Here is a 25,191-nt window from a genome sequence, read left to right on the forward strand (position 1 = left end):
TTCTTTTTTATTTCATGGAAAGGATGCTCATTACATCATCCAATTGCTTATTCAGGTCGCTGGTAGAGCCCCACCTGATAGCGCTCATTTTATATGAATAATTCAATGCGAACTCATTCACCGATTTTGAATTTGTTGCACTGCTAAGATCGATGCCCGTTGAAGCGATAACACTGTGCAGCAGGTCATTTAGTTGCACCTCATTCTCTGCGTTGTCTATCCAGCCTCGTATCAGCTTGCGTTGCTCGTTGGCGAACACGGTGATTGCGGTATCTCCATCGCCGGCGGCAAAGCCTTCTTTCATAATGGTTTTCAGCTGCGGCAGCTTGATATTGTCATCTTTCATATATGCTTCGTTAATGGTATCCTTCAGGCGCATGCCCTGCTGGCGTATATGCTCTATAGCCTGGTTCTGGCTGGCCAGCCCTGCAGGCAGGTTCGACACGACGGAATTGAGCTTGGTCAGCGCGAACAGCAGGTGCTTATCGGGATCATTGTTCGAAGGGGCGCGGGCAACGCCATGCTTCTGGTATTGCAGCTTCAATTGCTGTACAAATTCGGCCGACTTTCCTGCATCGGCGAAGTTGCGGGCAACCATCGTGAACATAGGGCGCAGGGTATCGTCGTAACCGATAACGTGGCGGCGGTCTTCATTTAGCTCCCGGTTCTTCGTTGCATGGAAACGCACTTTTATTTTTTTTGCCTTTGAATCGAACGAGGGCCGGCCCACAAATCTTAACTCTCCGGTAACGGTGTCGCGCACTATGCCGAATTTCTTCTTCTTGATCTTCTTTTTAGTTCCGGATGAAGAAGGCGACTTATATGGTTTACCCTTGGTGGTGCCGGCAGGGTCGTTATTGATCAGCGGGTTATTATTTACGTATTCGTACAGGTTCAAGCCATCTGCGGGCCCTGCGGGGTCGGCGCTCATCCACCTTCCTAGCCATGATATGTAGTACCGGGCGCCGTAATAATACAATCCCGAAGAATCGTCGCATTCTTTTCCCGTAAAGCGGTATTCTTTGGGTTCCACATCCACCTGGTTATTGCCTGCAATAATGGCCGTTCCGCCAAAAGGATAAAATTCTTCATAGCTGATGATGTCTCCCGTTTCAGTCAGCTCGACAGCAACGGATTGGATCAATGTTTCAGCCTGGTACCGCTGCTGCCGCTGCTTTTCTCTTTTCGAATCGATGGTCCAGTACAACACATTCACGATATGTTTCTTGTCATCAACAACCCGTTCCGTCTGGCATTCAGATACAATGTTAGCGGGATCGATGCTGTTGTTGTACGTGCGTTTCACTTCGTAATTGCCGATATATCTTTTTTCATAGATTAGCAGGAGCCCGTCATTTACTTTTTGCGTGGTTACCTTTCGCACCCGTTCCCCGGCATGATCATATACATAGTAATCTGCATCATTTGCATCTTCGCGTGCTATAGTGGTGATGCCGGAGATATTGTTGCGGTAATTCCAGGTAATCCCGTAAAGATTATTTAGCTGCAGCAGGTTGCCGTCCGCATCGTAAGCATCCGTAGGTTCATCCTGTGGAATGGCCCTGTTGGACGATGCGGGCACATTCATCACACGCGTCCATGATGCGGATTTAGCGGTATGATTCAGTTCCACAAGATTGCCTGAATCATCATAGGTATAATGTTCAGCATAATTTTCGAGCTGTTGCTGGTCATTTAGGGGCGCGGTTGGACAAAGCTGTGCATAAATGCTCTGCTTGAAGCCGTTGGTATGTGTGTTCTTTTGGATGCCTATGTGTTGCCGCCCGGAAGCATTGATCAAACGATAGATCGCATCCAGCGTGTAACCCATCAATGGTTCCACCAGCTGATTATTACAGAACACATCTTCCTCCGAATAATCACGGCAACGGGTGAGGTTACCCACGGGATCATATGTGTACCAGGTATCCTGCACGTTCGAACGGTTGTCTGAACGCGTGGTAAGCAGCCGCTGCAAGCGTTCCGTAGCGGGTTCGTAAGTATATGCTGTTTTTGTTCCGCCTGCATAATACACGGCAAGCCGGCTACCGGATGCATTGTAGGTGATGGAGCTGATATAGGTTTGCGTGGTATTATCCGGGAAGATGCCGTTCACTGTGTTCAGCTGGTTCATTTGATTGTATGTCCATAGAACCTGTCCTTTATCCGGCATCTGCTCCTGCGTGGTCATTCCCGCAGCATTGTACTGGAAGGTGGTGACGAAGGCTTCTTTCTCAAGCGGAACTTTTTGCGGATCGTCCCAGTTGGGCTCCTGTGTGTATTGATCGAGAAAATATCTTGTTTGCTTTAATGGTTTCCCGGCGAACGAGTAGGAATCGATCAACAGCTTGCCGGCCTGGTCGTAATATGTATAGATGTTGCCGATAAGATTGTTTTTCGCAGCATCGGTAACCAGCTCGCCATAGACGATCCTTTCGGTGTATTGGTTAAGGGTCAGCGAGCCGTCACTACCGGTTACATATACGCCGGTGGGCCGTTGTAAGTGATCGTATTCCTGTCTTGTACAGAAACCGCGGGCATCCCATGATAGAACGATATTACCGTATATGTCCGCAAATACCTGCTTCAACCCGGCATCGCAACTTTGCGTACGTGCCGGCTGATCGACCATCATGGGAAAGAGGTTAATGAAGTTCTGGTAATCCGTTCCCGAATGACAGTTAGAATAATACAACCGCGGATCGGCAATGGAAAGATGCCGGCCATTGATATCGGGCACCGAGTTGGTGATGAGACCATTCTGCCGGAAAAAATCTGTCAGCTGCGGAATGAATTGCTGGAAAGGCTCGCTTAGTTCAAATGTAAAGTCAGGGGCATATACCTGCACAGCCGGAGACGTCCATGCGCCATATTCAGGATATGGACCTATAACCAGGTATTTTTTCAATACCAGCTCATCCCACAATTGCTGGGATGTAACGCCGCTACCATTCACCATCTCTTCAAATGCATTGGATGACACTTCGCCAAGATTGTTCTGGATGGAATAAAAAACATTGCCGGCGCTGTTCATTACTTCACGTGAAGGGGTGTTATAAAATACGGCGGCTTTATCCAGCGCATCTTTTTCATCTTTCTGCTGGTCCGTGGGATTGGCCGGGTAGTTCGCCATGAATGTCTTATAGAATACGGAATCGCGAACAGTGTCATCCGTATCATAGCTGATGGTTTCCCATGATGTGAACCCGGTACAGCTGAAGAAAAGCTTTGGCGTATCGATGCGTATCACCCGCAGCAACGGATCGTAATGTGTTACGGTTGGCGGAACGAGGTCGTCATCATCCAAAACGGTTTGCTGATCTTCAAAATCAGGCTTGTCTGAATAGAACGGGAGATATTCCTGCGCAGGTTTCTTCTTATTGTTGTACACGACCTTGCCGCTAACCACCCAGCTTTGCGCGCCGCTGCCGCCGGCATAGCTTTTATGCTGGGTTATTTCACCCATGCCGTCGAAGTAAGAAATATCAGTAAGGATGATGCGGTCCTGCGGATTGATGCCGTTGCCATATTGCTGCCCCTGCAATACCACGCAACGTGCGGGCTGCGGGTTTTCTCCGCTGGTGCAGGGTTGGCGCATATCTCCTTCTTCATAATAATAGTAGCTGCCTGCGCCCTGCAGGTATTCGGAAGGGTTATTCAATACATCGCAAAAACCTTTGTCGGGCATGCGCGTGTAGTGAACAAGGTCCATGTCACCGGCATATTGACCGTTCTCGTAACCATGCGAGGCGCTTACATACACTTTGCCCAGCGGATCGAATAATACCTGCGATACGTTATCGTTCGGACCAGTGAGCTGCCATGGCGACATGATGTAATAATCGATCAGCGCGGTGGTAATATTGTACACAGGATCTTTGCCCGGCGGAGTCGTTACGTAAGCACTGGTGCTGGTTTCGCGCAGGTAGTAGTTATCGTAACCGGCAATGGCATTGGCATATAATGAAGATGTATTTGCCACAAAAGAATTCTCTGCTCTTTCGGGCATGTAGAATGCGTTGGCGTTGGTAAAATAATTTTGCACCAGTCCGCGGTTCCACCAATAGCCATCGTATAAATAATAGCCGCCAGAGTTTTCAATAGTAGCGGTATCTATCTTATCCCCATAAGCCTGTGTTATAAAACCGGGATCGAACACGGCTTCTTCCCTATGATGTATGAGCATGCGGTCTGGCAGGGGATCACATAAGTTCATGGCGCTTGTCTGACCGGCATTCCAGTAATAAGTGCGTGAATTTCCAAAGCATCGCGCCTGCACTTTTCCCTGCGTAAATGGCTGCGAATAAGAAATGACGTTGTTCATTGCATCGTTAACGATCGCTTCCATCTGTGCAAAGCTGAAATACTGGCCCGGTACAATACTAACCCCGCCGGCTTCATATTGCGTCTGGCAGCAATCCACGCCGATCCACCGTGACGGCGCTTCCTGGTTAATGAAACCATTCCGGTTTATAGTGATGTACAGTTGCTGCTGCTGCGGGTAAATGATCAGTGCAGGATCGCTGCTGTTCCTTCTCGGGTAAAACACCGAGGCTGTTTTCAGCGCATTATTATACTTGTCTGTTTCCAGTGTGAACTGGTGCTCCGTGCGCGGATCATTCGGCTGGCGTTCATAATTATAAGTGATTGCTTCTGGCTCATAGCTGGTGAATACAGGTCCTGAAACGGAAGACGATTCCTGGAAAGACCTGATATAGGTGCAATGCTGCTCAACGGTATATGGATTCTTTTCCAGAGCGCTGCCATCCAGTCCATACACTTCACGGCGCAGCAATTTTCCTTTCAGCATCAGGCATGCATTTGCAACGACTGATGATGGCTGTTTTTTTATCGCATCATCAAGAATATACGCAGGAATCCCGCATTCATCGGGATCACCGTTGAAATATTGCGACTGGTATTGCAGCAGCAGGGCATCGCTTCCTTCCATAATGCCGGTGAGGTACCATTCGCGTGTATATACCGGTGCAACAATCAGCTCGCTGTTCACATCATTCACCGGGAAATCTGCCGGTGTGCCTGTGCTGCTGAAGGACTCGTATTGTTCGGCATCCCAGCTTTCCACGTAGCCGAAACCGAGAAATTCTTTTTGGTTATTGTCATAACAGCCTTCGTGGTAAGCGAATCTCCTGGTAAGCGTATTCCCATTCACGCTGTCAGATATGATCATTTTTTCCACCACCTGTACGGGAAAAGGGAGATGGGTGATCCATGGACTTCCTGCTTTTTTATCGCGCAAATAAAATTCAACAGAACTGCTGTATTTGAGCTTTGTGCTTAGCCCCAGGCCATTGCTCATGGCATATAACAGGTAAGGCTTTACACCGCTGGCGAACGGTTCTGCAATATCTTCTGCAAGAAAATCGTGGTAATAATGCGTTACTTCAGGCGATGTTTTGGTGAACACCAGGCAGGCGGTTCCATTTCCGTTGATGTCTGCGAAGCTAACCTGGTCTCCTGGAGCATATACATCAGGCAGTGTTATGCTGAACGCAGGCGCAAAGCTGTTTCCGGACTGGTTGATGTATATCTCGGCCTGCGTGGAATACACTAAAACAACATCGGCACAGCCCGAGCCATTAATATCGGCCAGCAATACGGTGGGCTGCTCATTTTGCCTGAACGACGGCGCATTACCAAGACGAATGACGTTGCCGAAATTTCCATGCCCCAGCGAAGGCCATACATTCACAGCGCCATTGAGCACGCTTACTCGGTGCTGCCCACCATCGCCAAATACATCGGCAAAGCTGATATTTATATTGGGCGAATCGGGCGGAGATGGAAGGCCTTTCACCTTTATACGCTGTTCAGGCGCTGCAAAACCTTCGGTACCGTTTGAACGGAAATAGGTAACAGAATCGGAACCGATAGAGATCATGTCCGTTTTGCCGTCTCCGTTCAGATCGGCCATTTCAAATTCAAGCGATGATGATGATTGCGGTGGACGTTGCTGGAATTCAACAAAGTTATTCCAGCCTTCATCGCCTTCCTTCTTTGTATAATAACCGGAACGGTCGTTTTCGTTCACCACCAGTTCCAACTGGCCATTGCCATCAATATCGGTGATCAGGTTTCCGGGCGTAGTGAGATCACGGTCTGAAGGAAATGTATCCGGCGCTTCGGGATAATCGTACACGCCGTTGCCCAGCGGCTGCCAGTATAAAGTGCCCGTGCTGTTGCTCATCAAAAACCCGGGAAGCCCTTCTCCATAAAGGTCCACAGGCATATAGATATTTTGCCCCCCCGGAATTTTTCCTTCTTCATGCACCATCAGCTGCTTAAAATCCGGCGCTGGCGGGGGCGCGAACGATGTGTAGGAAAATGTTGCTGCGGCTGCGCCGGACACCCACCAGGTATTATCGCTGTTCAACCGGTATCCGGATTGCTGTACGGATGTTACAAAAGAGAATATATCGGTTTCATCATGCGCCAGCGTTAATGCACGCACCAGCATGGGTTCCGTTCCCAGTTCTGTAAATGAATGGAAGAGCATGATACTGCTGCATAACCGGCAGGTGCGCACTTCGAAACCGGCGCGGAAGGTTGAAAAGCAGTCTTTTCTTGCTGGCCATGTGCGTACGGGCGTATAGGCAGGGAAATATGCCTGCCCGTTCCTGGGCAGATCATATTCGCCATAGTTGAAAACGAGTTGGAATGCCCACTGTTCTTGCTGCTGCACATCGAAATAGTTGCCATATTGCACGATGTGCAGGTATAGCTGTGTATCGTAATGATGCCCTGCTTTGTAGATGTTGTCAGGAATATTTTCTTCGTTCTCTCTTTTATAACTGAACTGGATCTTATTGCCTTTGCTGTCCGTTACCGATTCAATCAGCCAGCGGCAAACCTGCGTGGGCTCGGCAGGATTGAGGATAGAAGTATCGGCGCTTTTGCCGTATATGGTAACCTGGTTATCCTTGCTGATAGTTTTCCAGAATATATTTTTCGTTGCATCGTTCTGCCATTGCTCTATCAGCGTGAATGCTTCTTCTTCCTGCTGCAGGTACGATGTTACGGAGTAGGTGATACTGTTGTCCGTTTCCTGCCGGCAAACAATAATGGTTTCGCCATGCAGTGTTTCTGTAAGCGGTACAAATTCAACGCCTTCGTTAAAGGCATATTTTTCTTTGCCGTTATACAAGGGTATACCGTTACGCATGATGATGCCGATATACGGAACATCCACGTTAAAGCCCAGGCCGAACGGGCTGTTTCCGCGCGAAGAATCATATACCAGTTGCAGTTGTGGCTCCAGGCCGCGGGCGGTTGTTATGGGGAGCGGAATGGAATAGCTGCCAGTGCCCGAGAACAGGTTGGTTTGAAATGAATCACCAACGCTGGTAACAGCACCCCCGCCTTTGGGCAGCGAAATTTCCTGGATGGAAATTTTTGAGCCGGAGTCTTGACTGTCCGCTATTTTTTTAGTTTTGGTCATTGAGGTATCAATGTCGTTTAGTTAGCTACATTGCTAGTAATTGATCGATGGAGGTTACTTTGAGCGCTTTTACGGGAATTGTATTCTCTTTTAACCCCGGATTATCTTAGCAATAAACCAGGCATCGTTTAAGCTTGACCGGTGTCAGTACACCAGCAGGCTTAAATTTAATAATAGGTAGTAATTGCGTCATTTCATGACGAAAAGTAAGGGTGTTGATTAGCTGTAAGCTTTCAAATTTAATACTTGATTTTAGGAAAATTCGTCGGGTCAGAAATTCATAATGTGGTATAATCGTCTAATTAACATTGAATCGTTTTGAGGTGAACTTCCAATCAGGGATCAGGAAAAACAAGCTGTGAATTATAAAACTTTGGGATATTTCACTTGTCATCAAAGTCACATAGCCATAAAAGACATCGTATCACAAGCATTGTTGTGTATCTGACATTCTAAAACTTCTTTAATAAGTGACTAATATTCACAAATATAGTAAAAGCAGGTAATAAAAAGGCGCTGCTTTCTGAATTCTAAAAAAAATTATCCAACTATTTCCACACCTTTTTTTTATTCATCTACAATCCGTCTGTCATCTACATCAGCCACACACACTTTGGCACCTCTCTCAGCTGCCATCAGAGATACAGCTTCACTCCCTTCGCACCAAATTTCCTAATATCATCTACTTATTTGAAAAAAGGTAGGATCCCCCCTTCCTCTCAAACCCGGAAAAACCTATAAAAAAAACCAATATGAAAAAATCTTGCCAAATGTAAATGGATTTGACCGGGGGCATTCTGAACTTTGCCGAAAATTTTTACAAAAAATAATGCCGATTCTATCTACTGTATCCTGTATGACCTGTCCCCCTTCTTAACCCATAATCGTTATTACGACGGAGACTCCGCATACCTGAATGCCCGCCTTACTGTGAAAATTGCCCGTTTGAAGCCCGGGTAAGGCGCGGGATGGAAATGCGACATTATTTTACGTTACATCCCCCAACATCAATATGCTATTAATATAGAAAACCTAAATAAAATGAAAAGAATGCTTCTTACCGGGCTACTGGCCGTCCTCTTCACAACAGAAGATGCCAGCGCTCAATTTGGTAAACTGGTAGAAAAGGCCAGGTCTGGTGCTGACAAAGCAAAAGAAATCAAGAGTAATGCAAACACAACAACTTCAACAGTAAACAAAAAAATGGGACAAGTTAACATCTACTTTTCAAAAACCAGGTTTGGTGAAGGTACCACAGGTGCCAGCTCCGATTTTACAGAAGGAGATTATATCTATGGACGGATCGTTTTCCCGAAGCCGCTCAAAGAATATGTATCTGACAATACAATCACCTTCGACGTTGCCCACAAGGAAGCCGATGACGACGATTATAACGTAAACCAGGTAAAGATCGACGTTACAAAAGCCAACCAGGAAGCCAACCAGCTCGACTTTGATGTACTGGCAGACCCAAAACAAGCCACTACTTTATACGCCGACCATCTTCAGGCGCCATCACTTATTGTAATGGTAATGCAATACATACAGCCAGGTGTGAAAACGGAATTTAACTGGAAAGTGGAAGGCCTGGAAGGTACCTTCTACCTGACAACGAAGAACGCCCAAAGTTTTGCAGCATTTGTTGCGCCTATCCAGCAGAAAGCCAATTCTTTTGCCCAGAATGACGATGCAATGAAAGCTGATCTGCCGGAAGAATTTGATCAGCCCAGCCATGCTTTTGCAGACCCTCAGCTGAGTAAAGCCAACATCCTGAAATACCTTCCTGAGAACATCGAAGTTTTAAAGTTTGTAGTTGGCCCCGGCGATGATTATAAAGTGATGAAAAATGCACTGGGAGTGATCTTATACAAACAAACTGACCGTTATATCATGGTGGCTTATAAAGATAAGAAGACGGGTAACTGTTATTATGACAACGTGATCTTTGAACGTCCTTATGAAGGCAACGGAAAGTATGGGAGCCTGAAAGTTCGCACCAACGGTGAACGTATCGATTGCAGCAAAATTAAATAATTAACTATATCCTAATAATTAAACATGAGAACAAACATTCTGGCAACATTTATTGCGACGATCTTTTTGATGTCCTGTAGTAAGGATAATAATGAAACCATTGATAACGACCCAAAAAAAACTACAGTATACGCACTTACTGGTGCAGCAGATGCTTCTGGCAATTACACGTCTAAAGTATGGAAAGACAACACATCTACTTCTTACGATGCCTCACTCAGGGATATTGCTGTAGATGGTAATGATATTTACGCGATATCAAGTGGTTATATCCAGGCCTCAAAGCGCAATTACATCCTGCTTTGGAAGAATGGAAAGGCGGATACGCTTGCAACCTCCAGTGGCCAATTGCAGGCAATAGCCATCAATGTTTCAAATAAAAATGTATATGTCGCAGGTTACGAATCCGCCGGCAAGATAGTTTCTAAAATATGGAAAAACGGTGTGGCTACGCCCCTTAGTAGTGATGCCACTTTTGGAACTACGGTAAACGACATGGAAGTTGTAGGTGATGACGTATATGTGATAGGAGAAGCCATGTACGCCAACAACGGATCTGTTCCAAATGTAGGGATGATTTGGAAGAATGGCCAGCCCACCAAATTAACTGATGCCAAATATTATGTTGGTCTATCTAAAGTTTTTGTTTCAGGGAGTGATGTATATGTGGGCGGAATCGAGTACAACAGCGCACAGGTAGCAGTAGCGAAAATCTGGAAGAACGGAACACCTACTATTCTCTCTGATGGCAAAAACCAAACATATGTTTACGGTCTGTTTGTAGATGGTAAGGATGTATATGCCACCCTGGAAGAAAACATTGGTGCCATTAAAACAGGCAAGATATGGAAGAACGGAGTGACTACCGAATTCAAAGATGGTAGCAATCCGGCAGTACCTTTTGAAATATTCCTAAAGGATAGTGTTGTTTATACTTTGGGCCAGGTTTCCAAGGATATAAAATTATGGAAGAATAATGAAGGTACTCAGCTTACTAAAGACGCCCAATGGTCACAGCCCGGTACACTTATTATTAAATAAACCTGCTGCAAACTTAATTTCAAAACATTTTTGTTAATGATGAAAAAGGTAATTTTATTTTCTGCTATTATTAGTAGCGTTTTTATTTCATGTGGAAAAGATGATGCCCCGAAAGCAGATCCTACCATATATATGGCCATTAATGAAATCAACTCATCATACACAATGAACCCTATGACATGGTCAAAAGGGGTATTCACCAAACTTTTTGATGGAAATGGCGACGACTTTGTCTCCGACGTATTTATCAGTGGTAACGATATGTATTCCTGTGGTTACGGCTACAGACTTGTACAGAACACGCAACGGTATTATGCGATGATCTGGAAGAACAAAGTGATTGACACAATTTATAGTGGTTCTAATATAACGGAACTTAATGGTATATACGTTCAGAATAATGATGTTTATGCTGTAGGCACGCGGATGGATAACACGCAACTTACAAACGTTGCAGTTATATGGAAAAACGGTGTTGCTACTGACCTTAATAAGAAGCCGGATTATGCGAACGCCCAGGCTGTCTATGTTACAGGAAGTGATGTATATGTAGCAGGAAGCTTGAATGGTAAAGCTGTTATCTGGAAAAATGGAACTCCAGTCTATCTGACAAATTATTATTCCTTCGGATCTACTGCATATGCTGTCGCAGCATTAGGTAGCGATTTGTATACTGCAGGGTTTGAATACATGACCACTTCAAAAACAAAACTGGGTAGGATCTGGAAAAATGGTACCGCTATTAGTCTGAATGATTCATTGAATACTGAGATTAAAGACCTATTTATTTCCGGCAATGATGTTTATGCTGCAGGTACCACCTATAGCTCCTTAACAGGAACTGCCAAATACTGGAAGAATGGTGTTTCAACAGCCCTCACCAATGGGAAGAAAACTGCCCAGGCGAACGGTGTTTTCGTTTACGGAAATGATGTATATGTGGCAGGGAATGAAGATAACAGTATTGCATATATTGCCAAATACTGGAAGAATGGTATACCGGTTGCAGTAACTGACAGTACAAAAACCAGTTATGGCCAGGCCATATTTGTTAAGTAAAAATAAATCTATTTAGTAATTCATAAAGGCGGCTGATGATCAGCCGCCTTTTTTGTTTAAAAACCGGAATTCAGTGAAATGGAGCAGAGTGCTTACAAAAAAGGCAGGCCCAACCCGGACCTGCCTTCAATATAATAATCTTCTTCGCTACAAATCGTAGAACGTTCGTGACCGGTTAATCCTCAAATCTCTCAGGATACCCGCCTTCGGACTGATCGTGATACTAAACTGCCTGTAAGTACCAATTGGAATCAAATTAATTGACATTTGCCAACAGTGGAGGTCACGGGAAATATACATATTTGTATACCCCAGCTGGCTATTAATAAAGTCATAACCACTGTTCACCCCCACTTTCCACTTCGGCGTCAGGCTAAAATCCCCGCTAAATGTCAGGTACTGGGTAAATCTCTTTACCACACCCCCTGAATCTGCTGAGATTGTATTACTATAGGTTAAGCTATAACTCAGATCCAGCTTCCAGGGTATATCAAAGTCCACATACTCACCCGGATTCTTCTTCACCGCCTGCAACTGTCGCTGCTGTGCCTGGAAAGCCGCGTCTGTACTTTCTGTATTCTCTATATTATTTAACTGATCCTGCTTGGCCTTCGCCTTTTTATCCGGTGAGGTCAGGGATGTACTCAGTGCAATCGTTGCATTTGCCAGCCGACCCGGGCTGAACTTACCCGTATTCCATACATATCTATCAAGCTTCTTTCCCCTGCTGTTATATACATAAGGGTCTATATTGCCACTTGCTGTGATGTTGATTTTATCAAAGAGGTTGGTACGGGCATACAAACTGAAAGTAGACAATTTAAAGCTATCCGCCAGCATGTTATAAGAGCCATTGAAACCAAACCCGTCCAAAATCTTCACCTTTTTCTCATGATTCGCTGAGGTGTCTTTCATCGAGAAAACCTTCATTTCCAAGTTGTTATCCAATCCAAAGGAAATAGACCCTGCCCTGCCCTCCGAAGGCACCCCCACGGAGGAACTGGTAAAGAAAGACGTACGCTGTTTATCTCCTGCGCTGTTATACTGCAGGTTGTAATAAGCATTGCCAGCCAGATCAGGTTGAGTACTGACACTCAGGGTAGGACGCATGACGTGACGAATCGCCTTCACCTTGGAGCCTTTGGGGAAAATATACATACCATAGATCGCTGTGGACAGGGAAATGCTGGCGCTGGCCTGGCGCGCAGCAAAGAAGCCCTGGGTATAAATTGTATCCAAACCTCCCAACGAGTCTATACTTACGCGTTTGTTTGGATTCCACTTGCGTTCCGTTTTCTTGGTATACCAGTACTCTGCATAGCTAATACCCGGAGACAGGGTAAAGTTTTTAAATATAGGTATTGTAAAGGAGATCGGAATATTCTGTTTCATACCTGACTGCAAGGCATCCCACATTTTGGATTTACCGAACACGGAGTCTTTGAAACTCACGCTGTTAGCCAAGGTTGCGGTATAGCCAATCCCCAGTTTGTGATACCATTTAGCCTTCCCCACCAGTTCCTTTGGCTGGAACGGATACTGTGTATTCATTGAGAATGTCGCATTCGGGAAAGCAATCTGCACATCACGGGTACTCAGGTTCTGAGAGTGTGTCAGGCCAGATGTAAAGTTGTAAGGTTTGCCTTGCCAGGTTTTTGAAAAGCTGATAGAGGATCCAATATTATTGTTTACACGGGTAGCATAATCGTACACGTTGTAGGTGTTATAACTGGAAGTACCAAAGTTTACATTGGCACCAAAGTTTATACCCGGTCTCGCTTTGCTGTCCATACTATGGTTCCAGGTAACCCTGAAGTCACGCGAGCGGCTAAACTCAGACTTTACCGACGGGTCGCCGAAGCGGGTATTGGCAAAGCTCAGGGTCATACCACCATTATAATGGTAGCGCTTGCGGTAGGTTGGACTGGCAGTGAGCGACCAGCTACCGTAGGAGTAGATGTCTCCGCGCATAGTCAGGTCAAAATGCTCTCCCAGGCCTAAATAGTACCCTCCATTTTCCAGGCCCATCCCCTTCTGGGCATTCACAACATATCCTGGTACCAGGATACCGGAACGCTGCCCCTGTGTGATCGGGAAGATGGCGAAAGGAATGAATAAGGGTGTTGGAATACCTTCGATTTCGAGGTTTGCCGGACCGGAAATAACCAGTTTGTCAGGTATAACCTTGATTTTGCGGGCCCTGAACTGGAAGTGCGGCGTATCCAGGTTACAGGTAGTATACCCGTTTTTGAAACCAAAGATGCTGTTATCCGGCAGGCGCTTAGTCTGTTCGCTATGCACATAGCCTTCACCGTACTGGGATTTGGTATTATAGATCTTTGCTTTCTTGGTTTCCATGGCAAAGCGCAGGGTATCGGAGTCAAACTCCTGCCCGCCGTCTTTGAAATGTGGGCGGCCAAAAGGCTTACCTGCAGTATCCCGCGCGGTGGTGGCTTCCATGATACCTGTGGATTGCAGGTATGTCATACGTTCTGCCGTAATCTCCATTGTTTTATACTTTGTATTGGCAGTGCCATACATATAAAACTTCTTGTCAGGAATTACCAGGATGATAGAATCCTTCGCTTTATAAGCGACCGGGGCATCCAGGCTATCCTTGGAGAGCTTAGGCCCATGCAGGCTATCCACCCCTGTGGAGTCGGTAGTCATGCCTAAAGTATCGATCCGGGCCGGGGGCTCTGTATCATTTTTTGCAGGTTCCGGCGTTTTTAAAGCAGGAGTGGTTGTATCCGGTCCTTTCGGCACGGTATCTGCGAAAATATTGTAAGACACAGTGAGATTGGACCTCGGCGAGGCTAAACCGGAAAAAATTACAGGAACGGCAATTAATATTCCTGCAAATACCAGGTATATCTGTCTCAAAAACTTTTTATAATTATTTTTGTAACTCGGGTGCATGTGTTAAGTGGGCACAAACCTACAAGTTTTTGTACAAATTATTGTCAATTGTAAAATGAAAAAGAGTGCTGCTTGATATTATTTAACACCTTATATTAGGACGAAAGAAGGATTTTAAACGATGAATTACTTAAGAACAACCAAGAACTCCCTGTAAATAACTGACTGTGGAAGGAACCGGACAATACAAGTTTTACTGTGTGGACCCCGGCCCCGTTGGAAAAAATTCGATGGTAATTCGCAATTATTTTTTTATTATGACTAACGCCCATTAAATTAAAATAAAAACTGAGTCATGCGCTGGAACCGATTTTGGATTTTTTTATGTTGTGCAACATTTTTTGGAAGTTTATTTCTTTACGCCAGGAACAAACCTGAACCAGCAGGCAAAAAACAAAATCCGCCCCTAAGAACTATCATTATTGATCCGGGCCATAGTGCGACTACGCCAGGAGCAAAAGGAAGTTTTTCCACGGAGGAGCAAGTAACGCTGGATGTAGCCCTTAAACTGGGCAAGCTGATCGAAGCCAATATGAAAGATGTACGTGTGGTGTACACGAGAAAGACACCCGCGGCACTGGCAGGCTCGCTGAAGGCAGACCTGAATGAAAGAGCCAATATTGCCAACAGGGAAAAGGGAGACCTTTTCATTTCTATTCACTGTAATTCTGCAGGCCCTACCCACAAAGTAACCGGCTACAAGACAGTCACGGTGAAGAAGGGTAAAAAGAAAGTGGCCTCCAAAAGACCTATTTACTCGACCTCTCCAAGCACCGCAGAAGGTACTGAAACCTATGTATGGGCTACCGGAAAGAACAATGCCAAGACAGAATCTCTTCGCGAAAGCTCCGTAATCATGCTGGATGCTGAATCTGAAGGGGCCAATTCTGTATTGGATATGTCTGATCCGGAAACCTTTATTTTGCTGAACACCCTTCGAAATGCTTATTTTGATCAAAGCCTCCGGCTTTCTTCCCTGATCGAAGATCAGTTTACCGAAGTAGGCCGCATCAGCCGTGGTGCCCGTCAGCGTGATGAAAAAGGGATCTGGGTACTCCAGGCGACTGCCATGCCAAGCGTACTGGTAGAACTGGGCTTCATCTCCAACCCACAGGAAGAGAAGTACCTGAACTCCGAAGATGGTCAGCAGGAAATGGCCGGCTGTATCTTCAAGGCGATCAAGAAGTACAAAGAAGAACTGAACCGCTACGATGGAGGCCGTTCGGGTAGCGAACAATCTAACCCGCAGAACAATGCTGCTACTACCAAAACCAAATCGGTTTACAAGCAGTCTGTGGCAAGTAACGCGCCTGTTCAATCAGCCAAACAATCTTTTGACGTACAGCTACTGGTGACCGAAAAGACCTATTCAAGGGGTGCTACCATATTTAATGGCATGCACGGTATCATCAGGAAATATTCGTATGTAAAAGACAGTAAGAAACTTAATAAATATATCTGGGAGAATTTCCGGACCGAAGCTGAAGCCAAAGCTGCCTTGCAAAAAGCAAAGCAGCTTGGCTTTCGCCAGGCCTTTGTAATTAATAAGGATGCATCTGTAGGTAGTTCAAAATCAACGCCTCCCATACAGCTGGCTAAAACCAAGTCGGTGAGCAAACCACCTGACTATAAATATAATATACAACTCCTGGTCACCGATAAGAAGTATACCCGTTCTGCTCCCATTTTCAGCAAACTGAATGGTTATATCAAGAAACAACCCGTGGCTATTAATAATAAGACACTTAATAAATATGTATGGGGTTCTTTTGCCAACCTCAGTGAAGCAAGATCTGCACTCTCCAGGGCTAAAAAAGCCGGTTTCTGGAACGCCTTTATTATGGACCCGGCGCAAAACAGCCTCGCACAGCGTTAACTCCCCCCACCCCTATCAGTGTTTTTAACCCCCGTGAACCTTTCCCCAACTTTTTTCCCAAACCGATCATTTCCAATACTTCACATTATATTTACGTTTTTAAATATTAGTTAAAACAGGTGTGGTATTTGCAATTGAAAATCAGGAATTGATTGCCCGCATCCTTTTTTGATTATTTTTGCAAGAACGTATAACGTATTCACATGCTTAAAGTATCGAACGAAACTAAGGTTGGCATCCTGGCTGCAGTAGCCATCGCAATGCTGATTTTAGGTTTTAATTTGTTAAAAGGTAAAAGCCTTTTTTCGCATACCAAGACTATTTATGCCGTATATACACAGGTAAATGGCCTCCAGCCTTCCAGCGCCGTTCAGGTAAATGGCCTCGTGGTAGGTAATGTAGCCAACCTGGACGTGATGGATAAAAATGCAGGCCGCATCCTGGTAACGCTGACTATCAAGAAGAAAATTGATATTCCCCGCAATTCTGTTGCCCGCATCACCGGAGACCTTTTAGGTACCAAAACCGTACAAATCGACTTTGGTAACGCGAACGATTACCTGAAAGACGGGGATACCGTATATGCTGCCGTAGATGGTTCTGTAACCGATGCCCTGAAAGAACAGCTGAACCCATTGGTACAAAAGCTGGAAGGAACACTGGGATCAGTAGACTCTGTGCTGCTGACCGTGAACTCCATCTTTGACACGACCACCAAAGGCAATCTCAGAGAAGCCATTGCTCACCTGAATGCCACTATGGGCAACTTTTCCCATACTTCCGCATCCCTGAATGGCATGCTGGACCCAAAACATGGTAATGTGTCTGCTACTTTCGATAACCTGCAGTCACTCACCGCTAACCTGAAAGCAAATAATGACAAGATCACCGCTATACTGACCAATGCAGAAAAAACAACTGCAGCGCTGTCTAACGGTCAACTGGATAAAACACTGCAGGAACTGCAGCAAATGGCTACACGCCTGAACGAAACAATTGCAAAACTGAATAGTACCGATGGTACAGCAGGTATGTTGCTGAACGATAAGAAGGTATATGTGAACCTGCAGAATTCATTAAGTAACCTGAATAAATTGTTGGAAGACCTTCGCGTAAATCCAAAGAGGTATGTACACTTTTCTTTGTTCGGTAAGAAATCCAAACCTCAGCCCATACCATCAGATACTGCTACGGCACAATGATTTTAAACATGCAGCATTTAGCTAAAGTCGGGCTTATCCTCGCCGGGATCTGCCTTGGTAGTATGTTCTCTGCCAAAGCACAGGATACCCTTCGGCAAAAGACTGATACCGGGAAAGTGATCCACATTATAGACGCTGAAACTTTGAATGTAATCACGAAGAACGGGGTTTCACTGAACCGATTTATAAACCATGTCATTTTCCGCCAGGGAAATACATTGTTCTTTTGTGATAGTACATTTATTGACAAGGCGACCAACGTGCTGGATGCCTATGGGCATATTCATATTAACCAGGCAGACAGTATTCATATCTATGGTGATTACCTTCATTATGAAGGGGAAACCAGGCTGGCTACCATGCGTGACAACGCCCGCCTGACAGATGGTAAGGTTACCATCTCCGGCCCGGAGCTGCAATATGATATGAATGCCCGCATAGGTACCTACACCAGGGGTGGTAAACTCGTAAACGGCTCCAGCGTATTGACCAGCCAGGAAGCCTTTTACTATGCTGATACCAAAGACGTTTATTTTAAAAAGAATGTATTGCTTGTAGATCCGGAATATACCCTGACTACAGATACCCTCTTATATAATACTATTTCTAAAGTGGCCACCATCGTAGCTCCCACTACGATCAATGATGGTAAGACCATTATGTACACCACTTCCGGAGAATACAATACGGAAACCGGCGAAGGTAACTTCGACAGCCGTCCTACCATTGAAGATAGTGCAACCACCATCACTGCTGACAGGATCATTATGGACAAGAGAACCGGGATGGCGTATGCCTACGGTAACATGGTCTACAGGGATACTGCTCAGCATATGAGTCTCCTTTCCAACTATGGTACCGTCAACCAGACCAAGAAAACTATCCTGGCTACACAGCATCCGCTCATGATCCTGGAAGGCAAAACGGATACAATGTATCTGTCTGCAGATACCCTGTATTCCGCCATCCTGGGCAAGGATAGTATCAATGTAAGGAAACCATTGAAGGATACTATTCCAATTGTGAAGGAGAAACCAGCGGAGAAAGAAATGCCGGATCTGGCCAAAGCAGACAGTATTGCCAAAGCATTACCAGATAGTACGGCAAAAGCATTGTCAGATAGTATACAGTCGGTGGTGAAAGCAGGTGTTGATAGTATTCCGGCAATTGCACAGCAATTACCTGCACCGGGCGGCCTTCCTCCGGGCAAAGGTCCGGGTGGCAAACCACCAGTTCCGCCAACACAGCCAAATCGCAATCCTCCATTCCTTAATACCAAAAGCGATACAACTGCCAGGAAATTCCAGGAAAGTCTGCAAAAGGCCAATGGGATTGCTGACCGTGAACGTGATAGCCTGATAAATGTAGTAGATACAGCAAAACTGGCGAAAGTAAATCCCGCGCTGCCAAAAGATATACGCGATAGCCTGGTAAAAGCAGGTCCTGACGTACTGCACCAAAAACCTGATACCAGCAAGGCAAAAGATACGACAGAAATCAGGTACATCATGGCATGGCACAATGTAAAGATCTACTCTGATTCCTTACAGGGTGTGGCAGATAGCGTATACTATTCTACGAAGGATTCCATCTTCCGCTTCTATCGCAACCCTGTATTGTGGGCGAATAGTACACAGCTGAGCGGAGATACCATTCACCTATATACGAAAAATCAAACTGCCGATAAAATCTACCTGACACAGAATAGCCTGATCGTGAAAGAAGTAAGCGAAGATCTGTATGACCAGATCAAAGGAAACTTTATCACGGGCTATTTTATAAACCAGAGCCTGGACTGGATGCACGTAGATGGTAATGCAGAAAGTATCTATTATGTACAGGATGATGATGGTTCTATCATCAGCGTGAACAAAACTTTGAGTGGTGTAATCAATATGTACTTCATTGAAGGACAGCTGCATCATGTGAACTTTATCAAGGACCCGGAAGGAACGATGTATCCATTCGGTCAGCGACCTATCGATCAGATGAAATTGCCTAATTTCAAATGGGAGATCAAGCGCAGACCGAAATCGAAGTATGAGCTGATAGGCGGTGTGAAAGAAAAAGAACAAGCACCGGATACAACAACTGAAGCGACTTCTTTACCTTAAATTTAACTCATGATCAAAAAGCTCTTTTAGCTATCTCATCCACACAATATTCCGTATCTTGGCACCGTTATTGCAAAGCATTGCAAATAACAAATGAAAAAGATCCTGTTCATAGCCTTGCTCCTGGGATTGTACGTTAGTAGCACAAAGGCACAAACAAAAGGCAATCCGCAATTAGGTTTGCGCGCCGGTTTACCATTTGGAGCTACAGTACGATACTTTTTCGACGATGCCAACGCAATTGAAGGCATTGCAGGGGCCTATTCTCAAACTTACACTGTCACCGGATTATACGAACATCATTTTGACCTATCAGCGTTGACCACGCAGGGATTTGCATGGTTTATCGGTGGTGGGGCACATATCGGTAGCCGGACAGTGTCAGGAAGTACAAAGTTCATTGGTGGTGTAGATGGCATTGCGGGTGTAGATTACACCTTCCCTGCTATTCCACTGAACCTTAGCATAGATTGGAAACCTGCTATTCATTTTAATACAGATGACGACCTGACTGATTTTGCCATATCCATCAGGTATACGTTTGGTAAATAGTTTATTGAGAACACCTTTATAAAAATTATTGAAATAACCTTTTTCCTAAAATCAAACAGATATGAAACAACTTGTGTTATTATTCAGCCTGTGTACTGTAATGGCATTTCAGGCTAATGCACAACGTCACGGTAGTGCTTCAGACTACGAAAACGCGGTAGGCGTAAGAGTAAACCCTTGGGTCATAGGTGCCACATTCCAGCACTTCTTTACTGAAAATCATGCTTTTGAGGCACTGGCCTTTACCAATTACAACCGTCGTACAAATGTAAATTTCACGGCATTGTATGAGTACCATTTTGACCTGGGTGATACCCCACTGCGTATGTATGCAGGTGGTGGTGTACACTTAGGTATTTACGACCGCTGGGATTATGATCGTGATCGTTATTACAAGCATGGTGATGGTTCTTATGCATCTCCAGGTATCGATGGTATCATTGGTCTGGAATACAAGTTCAGGAAAATTCCGCTGGTGATCAGTGGCGACCTTAAGCCATACGTAAACTTCGTAGGTGGTACTCACCACATTGGCGAAGAGATCGGTGGTGCTTCTGCAAGATTCACCTTCTAAGCGCATATACATTATTTAGAAAACGCTTCTGTCGTGATGACAGAAGCGTTTTCTTTTTATATTTAAAGTATGAAGATCTTCACGGCACAACAGATTCGCGAAGCAGATGCATATACTATTCAGCACCTGCCAATCAGCAGCCTGGACCTGATGGAAAGAGCTGCGGGTGCGTGTACCAGCTGGATTTGCAAATACTTCGCACCAGAGACACCGGTATACATTTACTGCGGTATGGGCAACAATGGCGGAGATGGTCTTGCTATTACACGCCTGCTCAGGAACAGGGATTACAATGCCCATGCATTTGTATTGCATCATAGTGAAAAAGCCACTGCAGATCATGTTGCTAACCGGGAAGCGCTGCTACAAAAATATCCTCATGCCCTGCATGATCTACCCAATACCACCTCTATTCCCGCACTGCCTGCAGATGTCCTGATCATAGATGCTATTTTAGGTACAGGGCTCAGCAGGCCCGTGGAAGGCTGGCTTGCGGGAATCATCCAGCAGTTGCAAACATTGCATGCCACTCATACTATCATCTCGATCGACCTGCCTTCGGGCATGCAGGCAGATAGTTCCTCCGTGAATACACCTGTTGTAAAAGCTCATCATACCCTGAGTTTTGAATGCTATAAACTTGCTTTTTTATTTCCTGAAAATGCAGGCATTACGGGAGAAGTTCATATTCTGCCCATTGGCCTGCATCCGGATTATATTCAGCAAACACCTACCCCATTTCAGATTAGCGAAGAATCACTGATCAAAAGTATTTACAAGCCCCGTTCTCCTTTTGCGCACAAAGGCACTTATGGCCATGCGCTGCTCATAGCAGGCAGCGAAGGGAAAATGGGTGCGGCAATCCTTAGCGCCCAATCCTGCCTGAGAGCAGGTGTAGGCTTGTTAACCTGTCATGTTCCTAAATGCGGATATACTATTATCCAGATAGCTGTACCGCCAGCGATGTGTATCGTGGATGATCAATACGACCACAGTTCCGGTTTTCAAACAGATGTTTCCAAATACAAGGTAATCGGTATCGGGCCAGGCATTGGCACAGCTGCGGGCACCGCCTGGGCCATGGAACGGTTATTTGAACAATATCGTCAGCCGATGGTGCTGGATGCGGATGCCCTCAACATCCTCGCCACTACACCGGGTTTGATTGACAAGGTGCCTGCAGGAAGTCTGTTAACGCCACACCCTAAAGAGTTTGAGCGTCTTTTTGGTAAAACAGCAAATAACAGGGAGCAACTACAGGTATTATCTCACAACGCAATTGAAAAGAGGCTTTGTATACTCTTAAAAGGGCGATATACAGCGATGGCATTCCCTGATGGCAACATTTTTTTTAACACAACGGGCAATCCAGGCATGGCTACGGGGGGTAGCGGGGACGTGTTGACGGGTATTTTAACCGCACTTTTAGCACAGGGATATTCTTCAAAAGATGCGATGCTGATGGGCGTGTATATGCATGGTATGGCTGGTGACTATGCGGCTGAAACCCTCTCCCAGGAAGCAATGACAGCAAATGACATCATTGACTATCTCGGCAAATCCTTTCTGCGCCTGCATCGATGAGCACTCCACATCAACATACACCTCAAAAAACCTAGAAATAACGGCTTTTTCATATCAGTTATATATCTATTTTTCATCAGACAATTCGTAATGGAATAAAGTTTATATTTATAGAATTGTAAAAAATCACGTATATGAATATCGTTTACCTTGTTCCATGTTTTGGCTTGCTTGCCCTGCTATTTACTGCTGTCCGCAGTTCATGGGTATCCCGTCAGGATGCCGGTAATGAAAGGATGACAGAAATAGCCCGCTACATAGCAGAAGGGGCAATGGCTTTCCTAAAGGCTGAATACAAGATTCTAACCTATTTTGTCATTATTGCCGCTATCCTTTTGGGGATCATGGGAGCTTCTCATGAAAACTCTGACTGGACAATTGCCCTTGCATTTATCATTGGAGCTGTATTCTCCGCTACCGCTGGTTTCATTGGAATGAGAATCGCAACGAAAGCAAATGTACGTACTGCTCAGGCTGCACGTACCAGTCTGTCACAAGCCCTCAAGGTTTCTTTTACCGGTGGATCTGTAATGGGTATGGGTGTTGCCGGTCTGGCTGTATTAGGCCTCGGAACACTGTTCATTATCCTGAAATCTTACTTTGGTGCAGTTCCAAACACCAATGAGATGATCAAAACCATCGAAGTATTGACCGGCTTCTCACTGGGTGCAGAAAGCATTGCTTTGTTTGCACGTGTGGGTGGTGGTATCTATACAAAAGCTGCGGATGTAGGCGCTGACCTGGTAGGTAAAGTGGAAGCCGGCATCCCGGAAGATGATCCGCGTAACCCTGCTACCATTGCGGATAACGTAGGAGACAATGTAGGTGACGTAGCTGGTATGGGTGCAGACCTCTTTGGATCTTATGTAGCTACAGTACTGGCAACCATGGTACTGGGCAGTGAAATCATCTCCAACGACAAATTTGGTGGCCTTGGCCCGATCCTCCTGCCGATGATGATCGCAGGTTTTGGTATTGTGTTTTCCATGATCGCTACCGTATTTGTAAGGATTTCTGAAAATGCAGGTCTGAATACCAGTACCGTACAAAAAGCGCTGAACATGGGTAACTGGGGGTCTATCGTACTCTCCGCTATCGCAAGTGCAGCCCTGGTTTACTGGATCCTGCCAGAAGGTTCAATCTACCTGAAACGTGATTATTTACCCGGAACAAATGATTTACGTGAAGGTACCAAAGCGATCACACAAGGTGGTGTAGTAGGTGCTATTTTCGTGGGATTGGCTGTGGGAACGCTGATGAGTATCATCACTGAGTTTTATACCGCAATGGGCAAACGTCCGGTACTCTCTATTATCCGTCAGTCTTCAACCGGCCACGCTACTAACGTGATTGGTGGTCTGGCAGTAGGGATGGAGTCTACTATGCTGCCGATCATTGTGCTGGCAGCTGGGATCTACGGATCTTATGCCTGTGCAGGTCTCTATGGTGTGGCAATTGCTGCCGCCGGTATGATGGCTACTACAGCGATGCAGCTGGCGATCGATGCCTTCGGCCCTATTGCTGATAACGCAGGTGGTATTGCTGAAATGAGTGAACTGCCAAAAGAAGTAAGAGAAAAAACCGATATCCTGGATGCAGTTGGTAATACAACAGCCGCAACGGGTAAAGGTTTCGCTATTGCATCTGCAGCACTGACAGCGCTCGCGCTGTTTGCAGCATTCGTAGGTGTGGCAAAGATCAATGGTATTGATATTTATAAGGCGAATGTGCTGTCTGGTCTGTTCATTGGTGCCATGATTCCGTTTATCTTCTCCTCCCTGGCAATCAGGGCTGTGGGCGAAGCGGCCATGAGCATGGTGGAAGAAGTAAGAAGACAATTCAGGACCATTCCTGGTATTATGGAAGGAACCGGCAAACCTGAATATGATAAGTGTGTAGCGATTTCAACACAGGCTTCTATTAAGAAAATGATGGTGCCTGGTGCGATTGCGCTGATCACTCCTATCGTAGTTGGTTTTGTATTTGGTCCGGAAGTGTTAGGTGGTTTCCTGGCCGGTGCTACTGTAAGTGGTGTACTGATGGGGATCTTCCAGAACAATGCAGGCGGTGCCTGGGATAATGCGAAGAAAAGCTTTGAGAAAGGTGTGGTGATCAATGGTGAGACTTATTACAAAAAGTCAGAACCACATAAAGCATCAGTAACCGGTGATACTGTAGGTGATCCGTTTAAAGATACTTCAGGTCCTTCCATGAACATCCTGATCAAGCTGATGTCTATTGTGAGTTTGGTGATCGCTCCTACATTGGCAGATATCCATCATACAGGAAAAGTAGAAACTGTAAAAAAACAACAGGTGAAAACCGAGCAGGTGATCGCTAAGAAATAAGATCTTTTGATTTTTTAAAAGAGCCCCGGCCGGATGGCCGGGGCTCTTTTATTTATACACCATTCGAACCAGCGTCGAAGAAAGCTTATCGAAGCACTGGCTATTCACCTGTTTTTAATGAATTATCGGTCGTGTACCGGTTTGTTATCTATTTTCTGAAAAAGAAGCCCTTTGATGAACAAGGTCTGTTCAAAAAGGGAGATAACCCGCAGATAACCCGCCTATATCCCGCCTATAAGCCGCCTATAACCCGCATCTTTAAAGAGGCGGGATATCTACGGCTTATCTGCGGATCATTCCCGGCTCGGCTCTATTATTAAGGTATCACCAGCCCTAAGTACCTGCCGGGATGATCTATTTTCCCCAAAATCACTTTAATCCCCTGCGGCTTAATTAAAATGTTACACGACCGAATGATCAATTTATTTG

General features: G+C 45.4%; 12 protein-coding genes. 10 read left to right on the forward strand and 2 right to left on the reverse strand.

The window, feature by feature from the left end; genetic code table 11:
• Window positions 1-7 precede the first annotated feature (7 nt).
• Complete coding sequence (locus U0033_RS10260; RefSeq protein WP_072356824.1) at window positions 8-7,459, reverse strand: SpvB/TcaC N-terminal domain-containing protein; 7,452 nt, start codon at window positions 7,457-7,459, stop codon at window positions 8-10.
• A 1,041-nt stretch (window positions 7,460-8,500) separates the two neighbouring features.
• Between U0033_RS10260 and U0033_RS10265 the strand changes: the two genes are divergently transcribed.
• The 3 genes from U0033_RS10265 to U0033_RS10275 all read left to right on the forward strand — a co-directional run bounded on the left by U0033_RS10265 (window position 8,501) and on the right by U0033_RS10275 (window position 11,593).
• Window positions 8,501-9,493 carry a hypothetical protein gene (locus tag U0033_RS10265; RefSeq protein ID WP_072356823.1) on the forward strand — a complete coding sequence of 331 codons (993 nt, stop codon included), beginning with the start codon at window positions 8,501-8,503 and terminating at the stop codon, window positions 9,491-9,493.
• Between the two features lie 24 nt (window positions 9,494-9,517).
• On the forward strand, window positions 9,518-10,534 hold the full coding sequence (locus U0033_RS10270) for a hypothetical protein (RefSeq protein WP_143150580.1): 1,017 nt from the start codon (window positions 9,518-9,520) through the stop codon (window positions 10,532-10,534).
• 174 nt (window positions 10,535-10,708) lie between these two features.
• Window positions 10,709-11,593 (forward strand): hypothetical protein, encoded by an 885-nt coding sequence (locus U0033_RS10275; RefSeq protein WP_143150579.1) that lies wholly within the window; start codon window positions 10,709-10,711, stop codon window positions 11,591-11,593.
• 147 nt (window positions 11,594-11,740) lie between these two features.
• Here the strand turns inward: U0033_RS10275 and U0033_RS10280 are convergent, their stop codons facing one another.
• Window positions 11,741-14,476, reverse strand: a complete 2,736-nt coding sequence (locus tag U0033_RS10280; protein WP_072357076.1) for a putative LPS assembly protein LptD — start codon at window positions 14,474-14,476, stop codon at window positions 11,741-11,743.
• A gap of 331 nt (window positions 14,477-14,807) precedes the next feature.
• On the opposite strand from U0033_RS10280, the gene U0033_RS10285 reads away from it, so the two are divergent.
• The 7 genes from U0033_RS10285 to U0033_RS10315 all read left to right on the forward strand — a co-directional run bounded on the left by U0033_RS10285 (window position 14,808) and on the right by U0033_RS10315 (window position 24,762).
• Entirely contained in the window at window positions 14,808-16,388 is a 1,581-nt protein-coding gene (locus U0033_RS10285) for an N-acetylmuramoyl-L-alanine amidase family protein (protein ID WP_072356820.1), read from the forward strand.
• A gap of 203 nt (window positions 16,389-16,591) precedes the next feature.
• The gene (locus U0033_RS10290; protein WP_072356819.1) at window positions 16,592-17,590 is read left to right on the forward strand and encodes an MlaD family protein; all 999 of its coding nucleotides are present in this window, start codon (window positions 16,592-16,594) and stop codon (window positions 17,588-17,590) included.
• 8 nt (window positions 17,591-17,598) lie between these two features.
• Complete coding sequence (locus U0033_RS10295; RefSeq protein WP_072356818.1) at window positions 17,599-19,704, forward strand: OstA-like protein; 2,106 nt, start codon at window positions 17,599-17,601, stop codon at window positions 19,702-19,704.
• A 93-nt stretch (window positions 19,705-19,797) separates the two neighbouring features.
• A complete protein-coding gene (locus tag U0033_RS10300) occupies window positions 19,798-20,256 on the forward strand; it encodes a hypothetical protein (RefSeq protein WP_072356817.1) in 459 nt (152 codons plus the stop codon).
• A 61-nt stretch (window positions 20,257-20,317) separates the two neighbouring features.
• Window positions 20,318-20,830: a hypothetical protein gene (locus U0033_RS10305; protein WP_072356816.1), complete on the forward strand. Its 513-nt coding sequence runs from the start codon at window positions 20,318-20,320 to the stop codon at window positions 20,828-20,830.
• 69 nt (window positions 20,831-20,899) lie between these two features.
• Window positions 20,900-22,414, forward strand: a complete 1,515-nt coding sequence (locus U0033_RS10310) for an NAD(P)H-hydrate dehydratase (RefSeq protein ID WP_072356815.1) — start codon at window positions 20,900-20,902, stop codon at window positions 22,412-22,414.
• 134 nt (window positions 22,415-22,548) lie between these two features.
• The gene (locus U0033_RS10315) at window positions 22,549-24,762 is read left to right on the forward strand and encodes a sodium-translocating pyrophosphatase (protein ID WP_072356814.1); all 2,214 of its coding nucleotides are present in this window, start codon (window positions 22,549-22,551) and stop codon (window positions 24,760-24,762) included.
• The last annotated feature ends 429 nt before the right edge of the window (window positions 24,763-25,191 follow it).

The organism is Chitinophaga sancti, assembly GCF_034424315.1.
In the GTDB taxonomy this organism is placed as follows: domain Bacteria; phylum Bacteroidota; class Bacteroidia; order Chitinophagales; family Chitinophagaceae; genus Chitinophaga; species Chitinophaga sancti.

Excerpts from the sequence above, each read along its gene's own strand:
- U0033_RS10300 (WP_072356817.1), top strand. The coding sequence starts at position 19,798 with ATGAAAAAGATCCTGTTCATAGCCTTGCTCCTGGGATTGTACGTTAGT.
- U0033_RS10315 (WP_072356814.1), top strand. The coding sequence starts at position 22,549 with ATGAATATCGTTTACCTTGTTCCATGTTTTGGCTTGCTTGCCCTGCTA.
- U0033_RS10260 (WP_072356824.1), bottom strand. The coding sequence starts at position 7,459 with ATGACCAAAACTAAAAAAATAGCGGACAGTCAAGACTCCGGCTCAAAA.
- U0033_RS10270 (WP_143150580.1), top strand. The coding sequence starts at position 9,518 with ATGAGAACAAACATTCTGGCAACATTTATTGCGACGATCTTTTTGATG.
- U0033_RS10310 (WP_072356815.1), top strand. The coding sequence starts at position 20,900 with ATGAAGATCTTCACGGCACAACAGATTCGCGAAGCAGATGCATATACT.
- U0033_RS10285 (WP_072356820.1), top strand. The coding sequence starts at position 14,808 with ATGCGCTGGAACCGATTTTGGATTTTTTTATGTTGTGCAACATTTTTT.
- U0033_RS10295 (WP_072356818.1), top strand. The coding sequence starts at position 17,599 with ATGCAGCATTTAGCTAAAGTCGGGCTTATCCTCGCCGGGATCTGCCTT.
- U0033_RS10305 (WP_072356816.1), top strand. The coding sequence starts at position 20,318 with ATGAAACAACTTGTGTTATTATTCAGCCTGTGTACTGTAATGGCATTT.
- U0033_RS10265 (WP_072356823.1), top strand. The coding sequence starts at position 8,501 with ATGAAAAGAATGCTTCTTACCGGGCTACTGGCCGTCCTCTTCACAACA.
- U0033_RS10275 (WP_143150579.1), top strand. The coding sequence starts at position 10,709 with ATGACATGGTCAAAAGGGGTATTCACCAAACTTTTTGATGGAAATGGC.
- U0033_RS10290 (WP_072356819.1), top strand. The coding sequence starts at position 16,592 with ATGCTTAAAGTATCGAACGAAACTAAGGTTGGCATCCTGGCTGCAGTA.